The sequence below is a fragment of the Christiangramia aquimixticola genome, from assembly GCF_048285835.1.
Classification (GTDB): domain Bacteria; phylum Bacteroidota; class Bacteroidia; order Flavobacteriales; family Flavobacteriaceae; genus Christiangramia; species Christiangramia aquimixticola.
The window spans coordinates 301,615-314,713 of the sequence record NZ_JBLVTL010000003.1; the positions used below are offsets into that span (position 1 = coordinate 301,615).

The following is a 13,099-nucleotide window of genomic DNA, read 5'->3' on the forward strand; positions in this document are numbered from 1 at the left end:
TATTGGTTTTTCCCAAACTCCACAGGAGGAAATTTCTTCCAATCTGGAGAATGACCCCAGGGTCAAAAGCTTCACTATGAATTCCGAAAGGGGTACACCTTCGGTAATTCATTTAAACCCCGCTAAAGGCCAGGTTACTTTAGGTGAAGCACCAGCTTTTCTTTCAGCCTTAATGGGTACAGGTCAGGAAACGACCTTCGTACTCGAATCTTCTTTAAATTCTCATGGATTGCAAATTGACAAATTTCAGCAGTACACCAAGGGTATTAAAGTAGAGCATGGGGTTTTTAAATCGGTTTCCAAGAACGGAGTGATCACAGCTTTCACTTCAGAATATTACAACCTTGGAGACTCCTTCCCTACTACGATTACGCTTAGTGAAGAAGGTGCTTTGCAAAAAGCCCTGAACTTTGTTGGAGCGAGTCAGTACGCATGGGAATACATCCAAAGTCTTGGATCCAGCCCGGAACTTGAGGCTGCTTACAACGCTTATTACCCAGCGGGTGAATTAGTGATTGTTGATGATTATTCCACTCCGGAAGTTGATCCATCTGTGGCGTATAAATTCAATATCTATGCTGCGGAACCTATTTCCCGTGCAGATATTTATGTAGATGCCAATAGTGGAAAGATCCTTTTGAATGATGCCATCATTAAACATGCGAACGGTCATACCAAGGAGGATATTAAAAAAGAGGCAACTGCTCCAAAAAAGAAAGCAGTTAATGTTCCTTTTTTGAACGGAGTTGGTGATACACGTTATGCGGGTAGAAGAAATTTTGACACTTCTCAGGACAGCAATGGTTTGTATGCTCTTAAAGGAATTACTCCAAGCGGAATCGAGAATGAGACTTTCTCTTATGAAGGTTTTGGAGGTCTTCCTTTAAATATTCCGGCACTTACCACCCTTGCTGAATCTATTTACGACGGGGATGGTGATATTCTAAATCCTGAGACTGCAGATAATATCTGGAATGCTTCAGAACACAGAAAAGATAACTTCTCGACTACCAACCCTTACCCAGTAGCAAACGAAAAGAACAACGACGATGTTGCTCTTGATGCTCACTGGGGAGCTGAAGTAGTTCTTGATTACTGGAAAAATGTACACAATCGTCTTAGTTACGATAATAAAGGAACCAAAGTGTTCAACTATGTGCATTATGGAGATGCCTATGATAATGCGTTCTGGAATGGATCTGCCATGACTTATGGAGATGGTAGTTACCAGGGCGGAACAAATCCTGACGGTTCATTTGCACCACTTACTTCTATGGATGTATGTGCTCATGAAATTGGTCATGGAATATGTGAATTTACGGCAGACCTTGTATATGCAAGAGAGTCCGGAGCAATGAATGAAGGTTTCTCTGATATCTGGGCAGCAACCGTTGAACACTATGTGTTAACTCAAATTGACAATTCTTTGAATTATGACCCATGGGGAATTGGAGAACAGATAGATGAAAGAGACGGTGGTTTACAGCCTGGTGATGCCGGTGCGCGTGCTTTACGTTGGATGGATGATCCAAAAGCTGCCGGTGATCCGGATTCTTACGGTGGTGAGAACTGGAAAAACCCTGACTGTGGTACTCCAACCCTTGCTAATGACCAGTGTGGAGTTCATACCAACTCAGGTGTATTGAACAAATGGTATTATTTCCTGGTTAGCGGAAGTGGACAAGCTATGTCTCCAGGATTTAATAAAGCTTCTGCAGATGATAAGGTAACCGATGCCGGTAATACTTATGAAGTAAAAGGTATTGATTTTGAAAAAGCTGCTCAAATCGCTTATATAGCTGAAACTATGCTATCTCCAAATGCGAAATTTGCCGAAATGCGCGAAGCTTCAATTCTGGTAGCACAAACATTGTTTGGTATTGGATCTTTTGAAGAAGAGCAAACCACAAATTCATGGTATGCAGTGGACATAGGTCCAAAATTCAATGCGGGAGAACCTAACACGATTACTTTCAGCGATAGCAATATCCAGATTTTTGGTGAGGATAATGATGTAAATGGTTGTGAAGACTTCAACACCTACTCTGTAGTTCTTACAGGAGTTGACATTCAGTCTACTGCTACTATTAACTTAAGTACTTCAGGAAGCACCGCTACAGAAGGTTCAGATTTTTCTGTTTCTTCAAAAAGCATCAGCTTTACCGGTTCAGAAACTAAGACTATCGACATTACAGTATATGACGATGCTGTGATCGAAGATAATGAGACTATTGTTCTTTCTTATGTTTATAACGGAACCTTCCACAAACAGGAATATGCGATCTCTGATAATGATTTTGCTCCTCGCACAGGATCTGAAGCTTTCGATCTAATGACTGAATCTTTTGAAGTAGACGGACTTCCAACCGGATGGTCTACTATTGATCTTGCTGAAGGAAATAACGTATGGAAAACAAACGGAGATATAAGTGCTGCGGGACGTGCATATGTTAGCGATGGGATTACAGATATTCCTTTCTACGATCAAAACTCTCCTTCTAATACCATTTTAAGATCAGCTCTTTTAAATGCTTCAGCAGCAAGTAATGTTACTGTAAGTTTTGACTGGGAAGCCGGAGGTGAAACAGATGCAGTTGATCCTGCAGTGATCTTCGATTACGGAGAATTTGTTTACTCCCTTGATGGAGCGAACTATGTGCCGGTTCAAAAATTTGTAGGTAGTGGTCCCCTAGGTGTAAATACTTCAAGCGGAACTTTTACTGCAGAGATCAGTGAACTTGACGGGAAAGCATTCTTCCTTGGATGGAAGTGGTATAACGACACTAATGCCGGTACTCAGTTTAGCTTTGCGATAGACAATGTAAAAGTAACTGCTATTCCAGCAGGTATCGAAACCGAACAGGATGAGCAGGCTACTGCTACCGTGCAAACAGGTAATGCAATTTATTTCCTGAGTAATACAGATAAGGCTTTAATTGCAAAAATTGAAAATGCATCTACAGACCTTGGTTGTGTGACTATGAAAGTGACCAGCGCAGGAAGCAGCTTTAAAGTATTCCCTAATATTTCTACTGCAAGACCATCTAAATCTTTCAGTATTACTACAGAGAATACCGAAGCTACTTATGACCTGACAATTTACTTTACTGAAGATGAACTTGCGGCATTCGATTCTACTACAGAGCTTATTCCGTTAAAAGTGAACAGCATGAATATTGATGATGCTGACGATCGTGAAGGTAATTTCCAGTTAAACGGTAATCTTACTGATGTTAATTCTACTGATGGCTTTAGAGCTTATACCGGGACTTTCTCTGGATCTGGTAGTATTTCCATAGTTCAGGATTTCGCTTATTGTACGGCGGCTCCATCTCCATGGCAAACGGCAGATGTTGGAAACTATCAGGTACCGGGAGAAATTTGCTATCTGGATGGACATTTTGAAATGAATGGATCTGGTAAAGGATTTAACGATAAAGCTGATGCTTTTTACTTTACTTATCAGGAAGTTTCTGGTGATGCTGAAGTTATTGCCAAACTGAACAGCTTTGAAAATGGCGGACTTTACGGAAACGCTTCTGTAGTAATTCGCGAGAGCCTTGATAAAGGAGCTGCTTTTGCTGCAACTACGATTATTGCTAATCCTAACTTTAAAGGTGCTGAAGCAGAATTGCAGTTTAGAAAGTCTAGTGGAGGTAAGATGAGCCGTTCTAAGGCACAGACAACCGGTGTTCCGGCTTACTTGAAAATCGTTAGAACCGGGAATACCATTACATCATATGTTGGTACTTCAGGAGACAACTGGACAGAAGTAGCTTCAACAAGAATCAATTTTGGTTCTACAATTTATGTTGGTATTGCTGCTGCATCCGGATCAAACAACACTTCTACTTTAGCCGATTTTAGTGAAGTAAATGTACTTCAGGGAGCACAAATGTCTCAGAGAAATCAGTCAAAAGGATCTAAAACAGTTACTACGAGTGAGGATAGAGAAACTAAAAGTTTCGACCTATATCCAAACCCGGCTGTAAATACGATCAATGTTGAAATTGAGGATGATACGATCAACACTATCGAGATCTATAACATGAATGGTCAAAAGATGAACCGTCAGAATTTCGGGCAATCTTTATCCAAAGTTAAAGTTGATATTTCCCGATTGATACAGGGTATGTATATTTTAAAAGTATATACCGGTAGCGGAGATGTATTGAACAAACAATTCATGAAGAAGTAATTAGCTTCAATATTTAAAATGAAAGCCGGTACAATGTCCCGGCTTTCTTATTTTATGATGGTATTCGAAATGAGTATGTGTCTCTTTTAAGTTTAGATTACTCTACGATATACATTTCATTAGAAGCCTTAATGTATTCCTGGGGATTAAAAGTTGTTTCAAAACTATTTCGCACCAGATCGAGCTTTAATTTTAAGTTCTTCATCTTAGCCTGTAAAAAAGGATCATTCTCGTATTTAGCGATCAGTTTCTCATACTTGTTGAGGTTTTCAAGTATTCTAAATGTTAACATTCCGAATCTAATTTTTAAATTCTGAACGCTTAGCATTTGATCATGATATTCCTGCTTCCAGTTTTCAGGGTTTGTCTTTTTTTCTTCTACAATTTTGTTTTCCGCTATTTTGGAGATATCCAGAATATACTGCGTCCTTTTTTTAGCATCGGTTTCATTGGTGAATTTTTGAGCAAATTCATTCTTTGAAATTCCCAGAATTTCCACCAGATTTTCCTCCATAGCCGTACTTTGAAGTTCTTTAAGTTCGTTGAGATTCTTATTGATGCCCTCCCACTCTGTTTCGATTAGATCTTTATCATGGGTAAACTGAGAGATACTTGAAGTTAATTTCAGCATTTTTACACTCTGCTCCTTCAGTTTTTTATCCCTACGGTTTAATGAGTTTATAAACTGACTAATACCATCGAATAAACTCCCGGCGAACATCCCGGTGAAAGGAGTTCCTTTGGCAAGATCGCCGGTAACCTGTAACATGTGATTTAAAGCTTCAAGGCGCGCATCATCCTTCTTTTCTTCTTCCACATATTCTTTGAACTTCCCAAACCACTCCTGGTAACCTTCATAGTTCATGGGATTTCCAACTGCATCCAGAGTAGTGTAAAATTCCCGGGAAGTATTAAATAGGTTTAAAGGCTTAATCTCTCGCTCCATAGAGGCAAGATTCAATACAGCCGAACTGTAATTGTATTTATAAACGCTAATGGTATTCTTATCAATTTCTTCCTGCCTTTGTTCCAAAAACTTAACACGCTCCAGTAATTTTTCTACCTTTTCTGAAGCTGAATTGGTGTTTTTGATACTCTCATCCAGGTTATTGATCTTCGAGTCGATTTCTTTAATCCTGAACTCGAGATTCTGACTCAACAAACTACGTTCACGGTTTAATTCCTTTAACACCTCTTCGGTCACAGTATTCTCCTGAGTTTCAGCATAGATCTGAGCATAAAAATCTGTTGATAGTGAAAAACATATCAATAAACTAAAAAGTATTTTTTTCATAAAATGATTATTTCAGCGGATTTAACGTTGGGACGATGCAACATATTTTATACCAACTTTTAAAAAGTCACCTTCCATACCCTTTAAATAAAAACTTTATGGACATCCGGTTCAATTAATAACTGATTCACATCATTTTAATCCTGAAATTCAGTAATTTGTATAAGTTTAGTTAAATCTTAAATAATTTTATCATGGAAATATCAATAATAAGAAGGAAAAACATTTCAAAATTCCTTCTCTCATTGGCAGGTTTATTATTCCTGTCACTTCAGGCCATGGCCTTTCAGCCGGCTGATATAAAGTATGTGGAATTTAAAGGTGAGGTTGTTAATGAACGAAACGGCAAACCTATATCATCTGCCTATCTCGCCGTGCAGGATAGCAACATCTCCACTATTACCAACAGTGATGGTGAATTTTCCCTGAAAATCCCGGAAGATCTTACTAATGCCCGGGTAACGGTTTCCGTGCTTGGATTTCAAAGTAAAACTCTCCCTATAGATTTTTTTAAATCTGAAAAAACAAGGATAGAACTTTCAGAAGTTGTGGAAGAACTTAGTGAAATTAGCCTCTACAAAGCCACCAATCCCAGTTTACTGGTAAAAGAAATGTTAGATAAGAAGGATGAAAATTATTTATCTGATGAAAGTTTAATGACTTCTTTTTACCGTGAAACCATTAAAAAAGGCTGGAGCAATGTAAGTCTTTCTGAAGCTGTGGTAAAAATCTACAAATCTTCCTATAACAATTCCAAAAAGGATCTGGTTTCTCTTTATAAAGCAAGGAAAAGTACCAATTACGATAAACTGGATACTATCGCTCTAAAACTACGAGGAGGACCTTTTAATACTCTGTATTTGGATATGATGAAATATACCGAATATGTTCTTAGACCGGAAATGCTGGATAGCTACAAATTCACTTTTGATGAACCTACAAAGATAAATGACAGATACACTTACGTGGTTAATTTCAAGGAAGTTGATGAATCTGATCCCTGGTATTTTGGAAAGCTATTTATAGATGCTGAAACTTCCACCCTTGTAAAAGCGGCCTATAGCTTAAATGTGGACGACAGGGAAGCTGCAGCTCAAATGTTCGTAAAGAAAAAACCGAACGGGGCAAAAGTTTATCCAACCGAATTAAAGTATGAAGTAGACTATGCTCAGAATAACGGGAAATGGCATTATGCATACGGGAAAGCTCAGATGGACTATGTGGTAAACTGGAAAAGAAAGATCTTTAATTCAAAATATAAGATCAATAGTGAAATGGTGGTAACAGACTGGCAGGAATATGCCGGGAACGATTACCGTAAAAACACTGATTTTATAAGACCAAATATTGTGATGGTAGATGATGTCTCCGGGTTTTATGATTCCGAATTCTGGGGAAGTAATAATATCATTGAACCGGAAAAATCCATTCAAAATGCGATAGACAAGATCAAAAGGAATATAGATAACAATTAAAAAAAAAGACCCGGCAATTAACCGGGTCTTTTTAATTTTATTGCGATCTGCTGTTACGCATCATGATGCATAAATCGCTGTTTCTCCAACAACTTTTCATCAGACTCTACATGTTCATCATCAGGAACACAACAATCTACAGGGCATACTGCCGCGCATTGAGGTTCTTCATGAAATCCTTTACATTCGGTACACTTATCGGGAACTATATAATAGATCTCATCACTTAGAGGTTCCTGAGCTTCATTTGCATTAGCCTCTTTCCCTCCGGGTAAAACAACATCACCTTCAAGATCGGTTCCATCTGCATACCTCCAGTCATCTGCACCTTCATAAATTGCGGTATTAGGACATTCCGGCTCACAAGCCCCGCAGTTTATGCATTCATCGGTTATAACAATTGCCATAGCTCTTCTTTTATTTGTAAATTTAAAAACTGAACGAAAAAAGACCGGTAGCTTTTTGGAAAATTTATGGTTTTAAGCTGTGGAAACTTTAATTTCGCTGCACAAATTTAACATAGGGCACACTCATAACCAAATATGATCATGACAATTGATGACCACAAGTCACATCTTGTAAATCTTGGAAAATTCTTAGGGCAGTTTCAGCTTACCAATTCCTTGTTAAACCCTGATATTCCCGGAAGTGAAAAATTCTTTCAGGAAATGGAGCAAAAGATAGATGCTTCCATTCATTATAACGGCTGGTTCAATAGAGAAAATATTGTATTCTCCTTGCAGCAATGGAGTAAAGCGCTAACACCCGAGAATATTCAAATTTGGCTGGATAAATACAATTTTTCGAACTCTGGAGGTAAAACGGTAGGAATTGTAATGGCCGGCAATATTCCTATGGTAGGTTTCCATGATTTCCTTTCGGTTATAATTAGTGGGAATAAAGTTCTCGCAAAACTATCAAGCCAGGATCAGCAATTACTGCCTGTGATTGCAGCCTACCTCATGCATCTTGATGAAAGGTATGAGACCAGAATTGAGTTTACTAAAGAAAAACTGGAAAATTTTGATGCTGTAATCGCTACAGGGAGTAATAATACTGCAAGATATTTTGAATACTATTTTAAGGATAAAATCAGCATTATTCGAAAGAATCGTAACTCGGTAGCCATACTTACCGGTAATGAGACTAAAGAGGAGCTGGAAGCTTTAAGTGATGATGTATTCAGATACTACGGGCTTGGCTGCCGAAATGTATCCAAACTGTATGTTCCTGAAGGTTACGATTTCGACTCGTTTTTTAAAGCGATGTACAAATGGAATCCCATTATAAATCAGGATAAATACGCCAATAATTATGACTATAATAAGGCAGTTTATTTAATGAGTGAATTCAAATTGCTTGATAATGGCTTTCTAATGCTAAAGGAAGATGAGAGTTTTGGTTCTCCTATCGGCACTTTATTTTACGAGACCTATAAGGATGCAACAGATCTGGATAAGATCCTTTCAGAAAATCGGGAAAAGATCCAATGTATCGTAAAAAAGAATCCTGCGAATGGAGAAGTAAATTTTGGTAAAACCCAGCAACCTCAATTATGGGATTATGCAGATGATGTAGATACCATAAAGTTCCTTCTGGAAATTTAATCTTATAATTTCCCTAACAACATTTGGCGGCAAAAATCGACATATTTGTTAAACTGTTAACCACCTTTCACCTATGAAAAAACATAATTTTAGTGCAGGTCCATGTATCCTACCTCAGGAAGTTTTTCAGGAAGCTTCTCAAGCCATATTGGATTTTAATAACTCCGGACTTTCAATCCTTGAAATATCACATCGTAGCGCAGATTTTGTATCTGTAATGGATGAAGCTCAATCCCTGGCCCTGGATTTATTAGGCTTAAAAAATAAGGGATATAAGGCCTTATTTTTACAAGGTGGCGCCAGCACCCAGTTTTTAATGGTGGCTTATAACCTGTTAAACAAAAAAGCCGCTTATTTAAATACCGGAACCTGGTCTTCTAAAGCCATAAAAGAGGCTAAACTTTTTGGAGAAGTTGTAGAAGTAGCATCTTCCAAAGACAAGAACTTCAATTATATTCCCAAGTCTTATTCGATTCCAGAAGATGTGGATTATTTCCATTGCACCAGTAACAATACTATTTTTGGAACTCAAATGAAGGAATTCCCTCCTACTTCCAGACCTTTGATCTGTGATATGAGTAGTGATATTTTCTCACGGGAAATGGATTTTTCAAAATTTGACCTTATTTATGCAGGCGCTCAAAAAAACATGGGACCTGCTGGAACTACCCTGGTTGTGATAAAGGAAGATATTTTAGGAAAAGTTTCCAGAGAGATCCCATCTATGATGAATTATAAAACTCATCTGGATAAGGAAAGTATGTTCAACACCCCGGCGGTTTATGCGGTGTATGTATCTATGCTAACTCTAAGATGGATTAAATCCAATGGCGGGCTTGCAGCAATGGAAAAAAGGAATCAGGAGAAGGCAGATCTGCTTTATGCTGAAATAGACAGAAACCCTTTATTTAAAGGTTTCGCAGCTAAGGAAGACAGATCGGCCATGAACGCGACCTTTAATCTGGTTGATGAATCTCACAAAGAAACTTTTGATAAACTTTGGAAAGATTCCGGTGTTAATGGCTTAAATGGTCATCGCAGTGTTGGCGGTTACAGAGCTTCCATGTACAATGCGTTACCTCTGGAGAGTGTTCAGGTGGTAGTGGATCTAATGAAAGATCTGGAAGAACGAATATAATTTTAAAATTAGGACAGTAAAATGAAAGTATTAGCTAACGATGGTATTTCACAAAGTGGAGCAGAAATGCTTAAAAAAGCAGGTTTTGAGGTTATCATTAAAAAAGTAGCTCAGGATCAATTAAAAGATTTTTTAAACCAAAATGGCATAAGCGTAATTCTGGTTAGAAGTGCCACTACAGTTAGAAAAGAAATTATCGATAATTGTATTCATCTTAAGGTTATTGGCCGTGCCGGTGTTGGAATGGACAATATAGATATGGAATATGCCCGTAGTAAAGGTGTTTCTGTAATTAATACTCCTTCTGCCTCTTCCTGTTCTGTTGCTGAGCTTGTTTTCGCGCATTTATTTGGTGGAGTTAGAAAGTTATACGATTCTAACAGAAATATGCCTCTGGAAGGAGATTCAAGATTCAAAGCATTAAAAAAGGCTTATTCCGGTGGGACAGAATTAAGAGGAAAAACTCTTGGAATAATTGGATTTGGAAGAATAGGTCGAGAAGTGGCAAAAATTGCTCTTGGTGTGGGTATGAAGGTGATCGCCAGTGATAATAACATAGGGGAAGCAGAAATCACCCTTGAATTCTATAATGATCAAACGGTAAAGATCCCAATTAAAACAGAACCTGTAGATCTGCTAATAGAACATTCAGACTTTATTAGTTTGCATGTACCAACGCAAAGCAAACCTGTAATTGGCAAGGAAGAGTTCAGGAAAATGAAAGATGGTGTAGGGATAATTAATACAGCCCGTGGAGGTGTAATAGACGAGGAAGCTCTGTTGGAGGCTATTGAGAATAAAAAAGTAGCTTTCGCCGCTTTGGACACCTTTGAGAATGAACCTACTCCTGCCATTAAATTATTAATGAACGAAAGCATTTCTCTTAGTCCGCATATTGGTGCTGCTACTTTGGAAGCTCAGGACAGAATTGGGGAGGAACTTGCGCAGCAAGTAATTTCCCTATTAAAACCGGAGAAAGCATAATATTTATAGAGCGGTAACCGCCTGCAAGTGGTTGCCGTTTTAATATTCTATCGGTTTTGTTCCACCTCTTTTATAAATAAAACTTACTCAAATTTTAACCAGGGAATAATTTTTGAGGCTTATATAAAAAATTGTACAATGAAGAATTTAGTTTACATAGCTCTGTTAAGCTTATTTGTTTACAGCTGTGGTACAACAGGTAATAGAAATTTACCGTCTGGGAAGGATCAAAGCGCTGCCAATGATACGGTTAGAATAGCTAATGACAGCCTTGAATATGAGATCATAATCATTGAACCCGGATTTAATTTATTTATAAATTCATATGCGAGACCACGAGGTTATCATTCCTTAAGTTACCTGGAAAATAAAAATAAATATCTGGTTACCGAGTACAACTCAAGGGTACAGCAACCAATGAGATACGATCCCAATCTCTATGTAAATGAGATAAATTACGACCAGAGTGTGGATTATGGTTATGAAGTAAATTATCTACTTTATAACTACTTCGTATACATTAGCAGGCACTATAATCAAAATTTTAGTATCCCTACCCGCATTTGATTCTTAACGCAAATCTGTATATTTGCAGCATGAAGAAATTGAAAGCACGTTGGGGTATTGACAATAACTGGCAATTATTTGTAATATTCCTGGTATTTGCCATTACCGGTTCTTCGGCTGCTAAATTAGCCAGTCCGGTTTGCGAGTTTTTTGGTATCACTCAGGATACAAGCCACTGGAGTATTTATTGGGCAGCAAGAATTTTTCTAATTTTTCCTATTTACCAGGTACTCCTGGTTACTTTCGGCTGGATTTTTGGCCAATTTGAATTTTTCTGGGCATTTGAGAAAAAGATGCTTAGCAGGTTTGGTTTTTCTAAAGTCTTCAAATAATTGCTATGATTAAACTGCGGAATCTACTTCTGGTCTTTGGTGCTTTTTTAATAGTACTTCCTGCCCTTATTAGTTTTTCCCACGTTTTTACCTTGCATTCTCATAAGCTTTGTGATAATTATGCCGAACATCATTATCATGAAAAGTCTGTTGACTGTGAACTTCACAAGTTTCAAAAAAACAGTGCTTTAACTATTTCCTTGCCTGAATTTGATCCTGTTATTAATGAAACAGGAAAAAAATTATACTTCGATTTTTACGATTTTTTAAACGATTATGAACCGCTTCATTTTGAGCTTCGCGGTCCTCCTGAATTCGCCTGAATTTATTTAGCCGAATTCTTATAATCTTTAAAAATCGATCAATGCGTAATTTATTGTTATTGCTGTTTTTTACGACAGCAAATATTACCTTATATAGTCAAAACGATTTGTCCGGTAAGATAACCGATGTCAATACCGGAGAATCAGTATTTAGTGCCAGTGTTTATTTTCCTGCTTTAGAAAAAGGTGCCGTTACAGGTGATAACGGCGAATTTCTAATTAAAAATTTACCGAAAGGGACGTTTAAACTGGTTGTTTCCTCTATTGGATACTCTTCTAATACTCTTGAAGTCACTATTCCTTCAGATAATTTAAATCTCACTTTATTTCCTTCAGCCATCGAAATGGAAGAAGTGATCGTCTCAACCCCTTTTCATCAATTACAAAGCGAGAATGTGATGAAGGTTGAAAGAAAGAACATTTCAGAAATGGATAAAGCCGGAGCTATAAATCTAGCCGATGGTATTACCCAGATTGCCGGTGTGGAAAGCCTTACTACAGGAGTTGGAATTGGCAAACCTGTGATTAGGGGGCTTAGCTCGAACAGGGTGCTGGTATATACTCAGGGAGTTCGGCTGGAAAATCAGCAATATGGAGATGAGCATGGAATTGGCGTTAACTCAAAGGGAATTGGTAGTATCGAAGTTATCAAAGGGCCGGCCTCTTTATTATATGGGAGCGATGCCATTGGTGGTGTCCTTTATCTTAACCCGGAAAAATACGCTGCTCCGGGCAATACTAATGCTGAACTGGAAACGGATTATTTCTCTAATACGCTTGGATGGCAAAGCAGCCTAATGGGAAAAATTTCTGGTGATAAATTTAAATTCCTTGTTCGCGGAAGTTATTCCGCGCATAGTGATTATGAGACTGGAGCCAATTATCGCGTTAGCAATACCCGTTTTAATGAAAAGGATATTAAAACAGGAATAGGTTTCCAGGATGGGATCTATAAAGCCGATTTACGATATAATTTCAACCGAAGTGAAATTGGTATTCCGGAGGATCAGGATTTCCAGTCTACCTCAAAAGATCCCTTATTACCCTATCAACATATAGACAATCATATATTAAGTCTTGATAATAAATTTTATTTTAATCAATCCAGTTTAAATTTTAAAATCGGTTATCAGTTCAATAACCGGATGGAATTTGAAGAGCATCATCACTCTGAAGATGAG

General features: G+C 37.9%; 11 protein-coding genes. 9 read left to right on the forward strand and 2 right to left on the reverse strand.

Features of this window, described 5'->3' with window-relative positions:
* Positions 1 to 76: 76 nt before the first annotated feature.
* Entirely contained in the window at positions 77 to 4,198 is a 4,122-nt protein-coding gene (locus tag ACNKXV_RS08280; protein ID WP_417907241.1) for a M4 family metallopeptidase, read from the forward strand.
* A 97-nt stretch (positions 4,199 to 4,295) separates the two neighbouring features.
* On the opposite strand, the gene ACNKXV_RS08285 is transcribed toward ACNKXV_RS08280, so the two are convergent.
* A complete protein-coding gene (locus ACNKXV_RS08285; protein WP_417907242.1) occupies positions 4,296 to 5,492 on the reverse strand; it encodes a hypothetical protein in 1,197 nt (398 codons plus the stop codon).
* Positions 5,493 to 5,686: 194 nt separating this feature from the next.
* On the opposite strand from ACNKXV_RS08285, the gene ACNKXV_RS08290 reads away from it, so the two are divergent.
* Entirely contained in the window at positions 5,687 to 6,967 is a 1,281-nt protein-coding gene (locus tag ACNKXV_RS08290; RefSeq protein ID WP_417907243.1) for a carboxypeptidase-like regulatory domain-containing protein, read from the forward strand.
* Positions 6,968 to 7,020: 53 nt separating this feature from the next.
* Here ACNKXV_RS08290 and ACNKXV_RS08295 read toward each other — a convergent pair whose 3' ends face one another.
* Positions 7,021 to 7,374 carry a 4Fe-4S dicluster domain-containing protein gene (locus tag ACNKXV_RS08295; protein ID WP_417907244.1) on the reverse strand — a complete coding sequence of 118 codons (354 nt, stop codon included), beginning with the start codon at positions 7,372 to 7,374 and terminating at the stop codon, positions 7,021 to 7,023.
* 141 nt (positions 7,375 to 7,515) lie between these two features.
* Between ACNKXV_RS08295 and ACNKXV_RS08300 the strand changes: the two genes are divergently transcribed.
* The 7 genes from ACNKXV_RS08300 to ACNKXV_RS08330 form a co-directional block, all read left to right on the forward strand.
* Positions 7,516 to 8,574 (forward strand): acyl-CoA reductase, encoded by a 1,059-nt coding sequence (locus tag ACNKXV_RS08300; protein ID WP_417907430.1) that lies wholly within the window; start codon positions 7,516 to 7,518, stop codon positions 8,572 to 8,574.
* Between the two features lie 73 nt (positions 8,575 to 8,647).
* Positions 8,648 to 9,712: a 3-phosphoserine/phosphohydroxythreonine transaminase gene (gene serC / locus ACNKXV_RS08305; protein ID WP_417907245.1), complete on the forward strand. Its 1,065-nt coding sequence runs from the start codon at positions 8,648 to 8,650 to the stop codon at positions 9,710 to 9,712.
* Between the two features lie 21 nt (positions 9,713 to 9,733).
* Positions 9,734 to 10,696: a D-2-hydroxyacid dehydrogenase gene (locus ACNKXV_RS08310; protein ID WP_417907246.1), complete on the forward strand. Its 963-nt coding sequence runs from the start codon at positions 9,734 to 9,736 to the stop codon at positions 10,694 to 10,696.
* A gap of 138 nt (positions 10,697 to 10,834) precedes the next feature.
* Positions 10,835 to 11,263, forward strand: a complete 429-nt coding sequence (locus ACNKXV_RS08315) for a DUF6146 family protein (protein ID WP_417907247.1) — start codon at positions 10,835 to 10,837, stop codon at positions 11,261 to 11,263.
* A 29-nt stretch (positions 11,264 to 11,292) separates the two neighbouring features.
* Positions 11,293 to 11,595, forward strand: coding sequence for a DUF6787 family protein (locus ACNKXV_RS08320; RefSeq protein WP_417907248.1), 303 nt, complete (start codon positions 11,293 to 11,295; stop codon positions 11,593 to 11,595).
* Positions 11,596 to 11,600: 5 nt separating this feature from the next.
* Positions 11,601 to 11,918: a hypothetical protein gene (locus ACNKXV_RS08325; protein ID WP_417907249.1), complete on the forward strand. Its 318-nt coding sequence runs from the start codon at positions 11,601 to 11,603 to the stop codon at positions 11,916 to 11,918.
* 41 nt (positions 11,919 to 11,959) lie between these two features.
* A partial coding sequence (locus ACNKXV_RS08330) for a TonB-dependent receptor (protein WP_417907250.1) occupies positions 11,960 to 13,099 on the forward strand: 1,140 nt, incomplete at its 3' end.

Coding starts and splice junctions, on each gene's coding strand:
- ACNKXV_RS08320 (WP_417907248.1), top strand. CDS start 11,293: ATGAAGAAATTGAAAGCACGTTGGGGTATTGACAATAACTGGCAATTA.
- ACNKXV_RS08280 (WP_417907241.1), top strand. CDS start 77: ATGAATTCCGAAAGGGGTACACCTTCGGTAATTCATTTAAACCCCGCT.
- ACNKXV_RS08290 (WP_417907243.1), top strand. CDS start 5,687: ATGGAAATATCAATAATAAGAAGGAAAAACATTTCAAAATTCCTTCTC.
- ACNKXV_RS08315 (WP_417907247.1), top strand. CDS start 10,835: ATGAAGAATTTAGTTTACATAGCTCTGTTAAGCTTATTTGTTTACAGC.
- ACNKXV_RS08325 (WP_417907249.1), top strand. CDS start 11,601: ATGATTAAACTGCGGAATCTACTTCTGGTCTTTGGTGCTTTTTTAATA.
- ACNKXV_RS08310 (WP_417907246.1), top strand. CDS start 9,734: ATGAAAGTATTAGCTAACGATGGTATTTCACAAAGTGGAGCAGAAATG.
- ACNKXV_RS08300 (WP_417907430.1), top strand. CDS start 7,516: ATGACAATTGATGACCACAAGTCACATCTTGTAAATCTTGGAAAATTC.
- ACNKXV_RS08285 (WP_417907242.1), bottom strand. CDS start 5,492: ATGAAAAAAATACTTTTTAGTTTATTGATATGTTTTTCACTATCAACA.
- serC (WP_417907245.1), top strand. CDS start 8,648: ATGAAAAAACATAATTTTAGTGCAGGTCCATGTATCCTACCTCAGGAA.
- ACNKXV_RS08295 (WP_417907244.1), bottom strand. CDS start 7,374: ATGGCAATTGTTATAACCGATGAATGCATAAACTGCGGGGCTTGTGAG.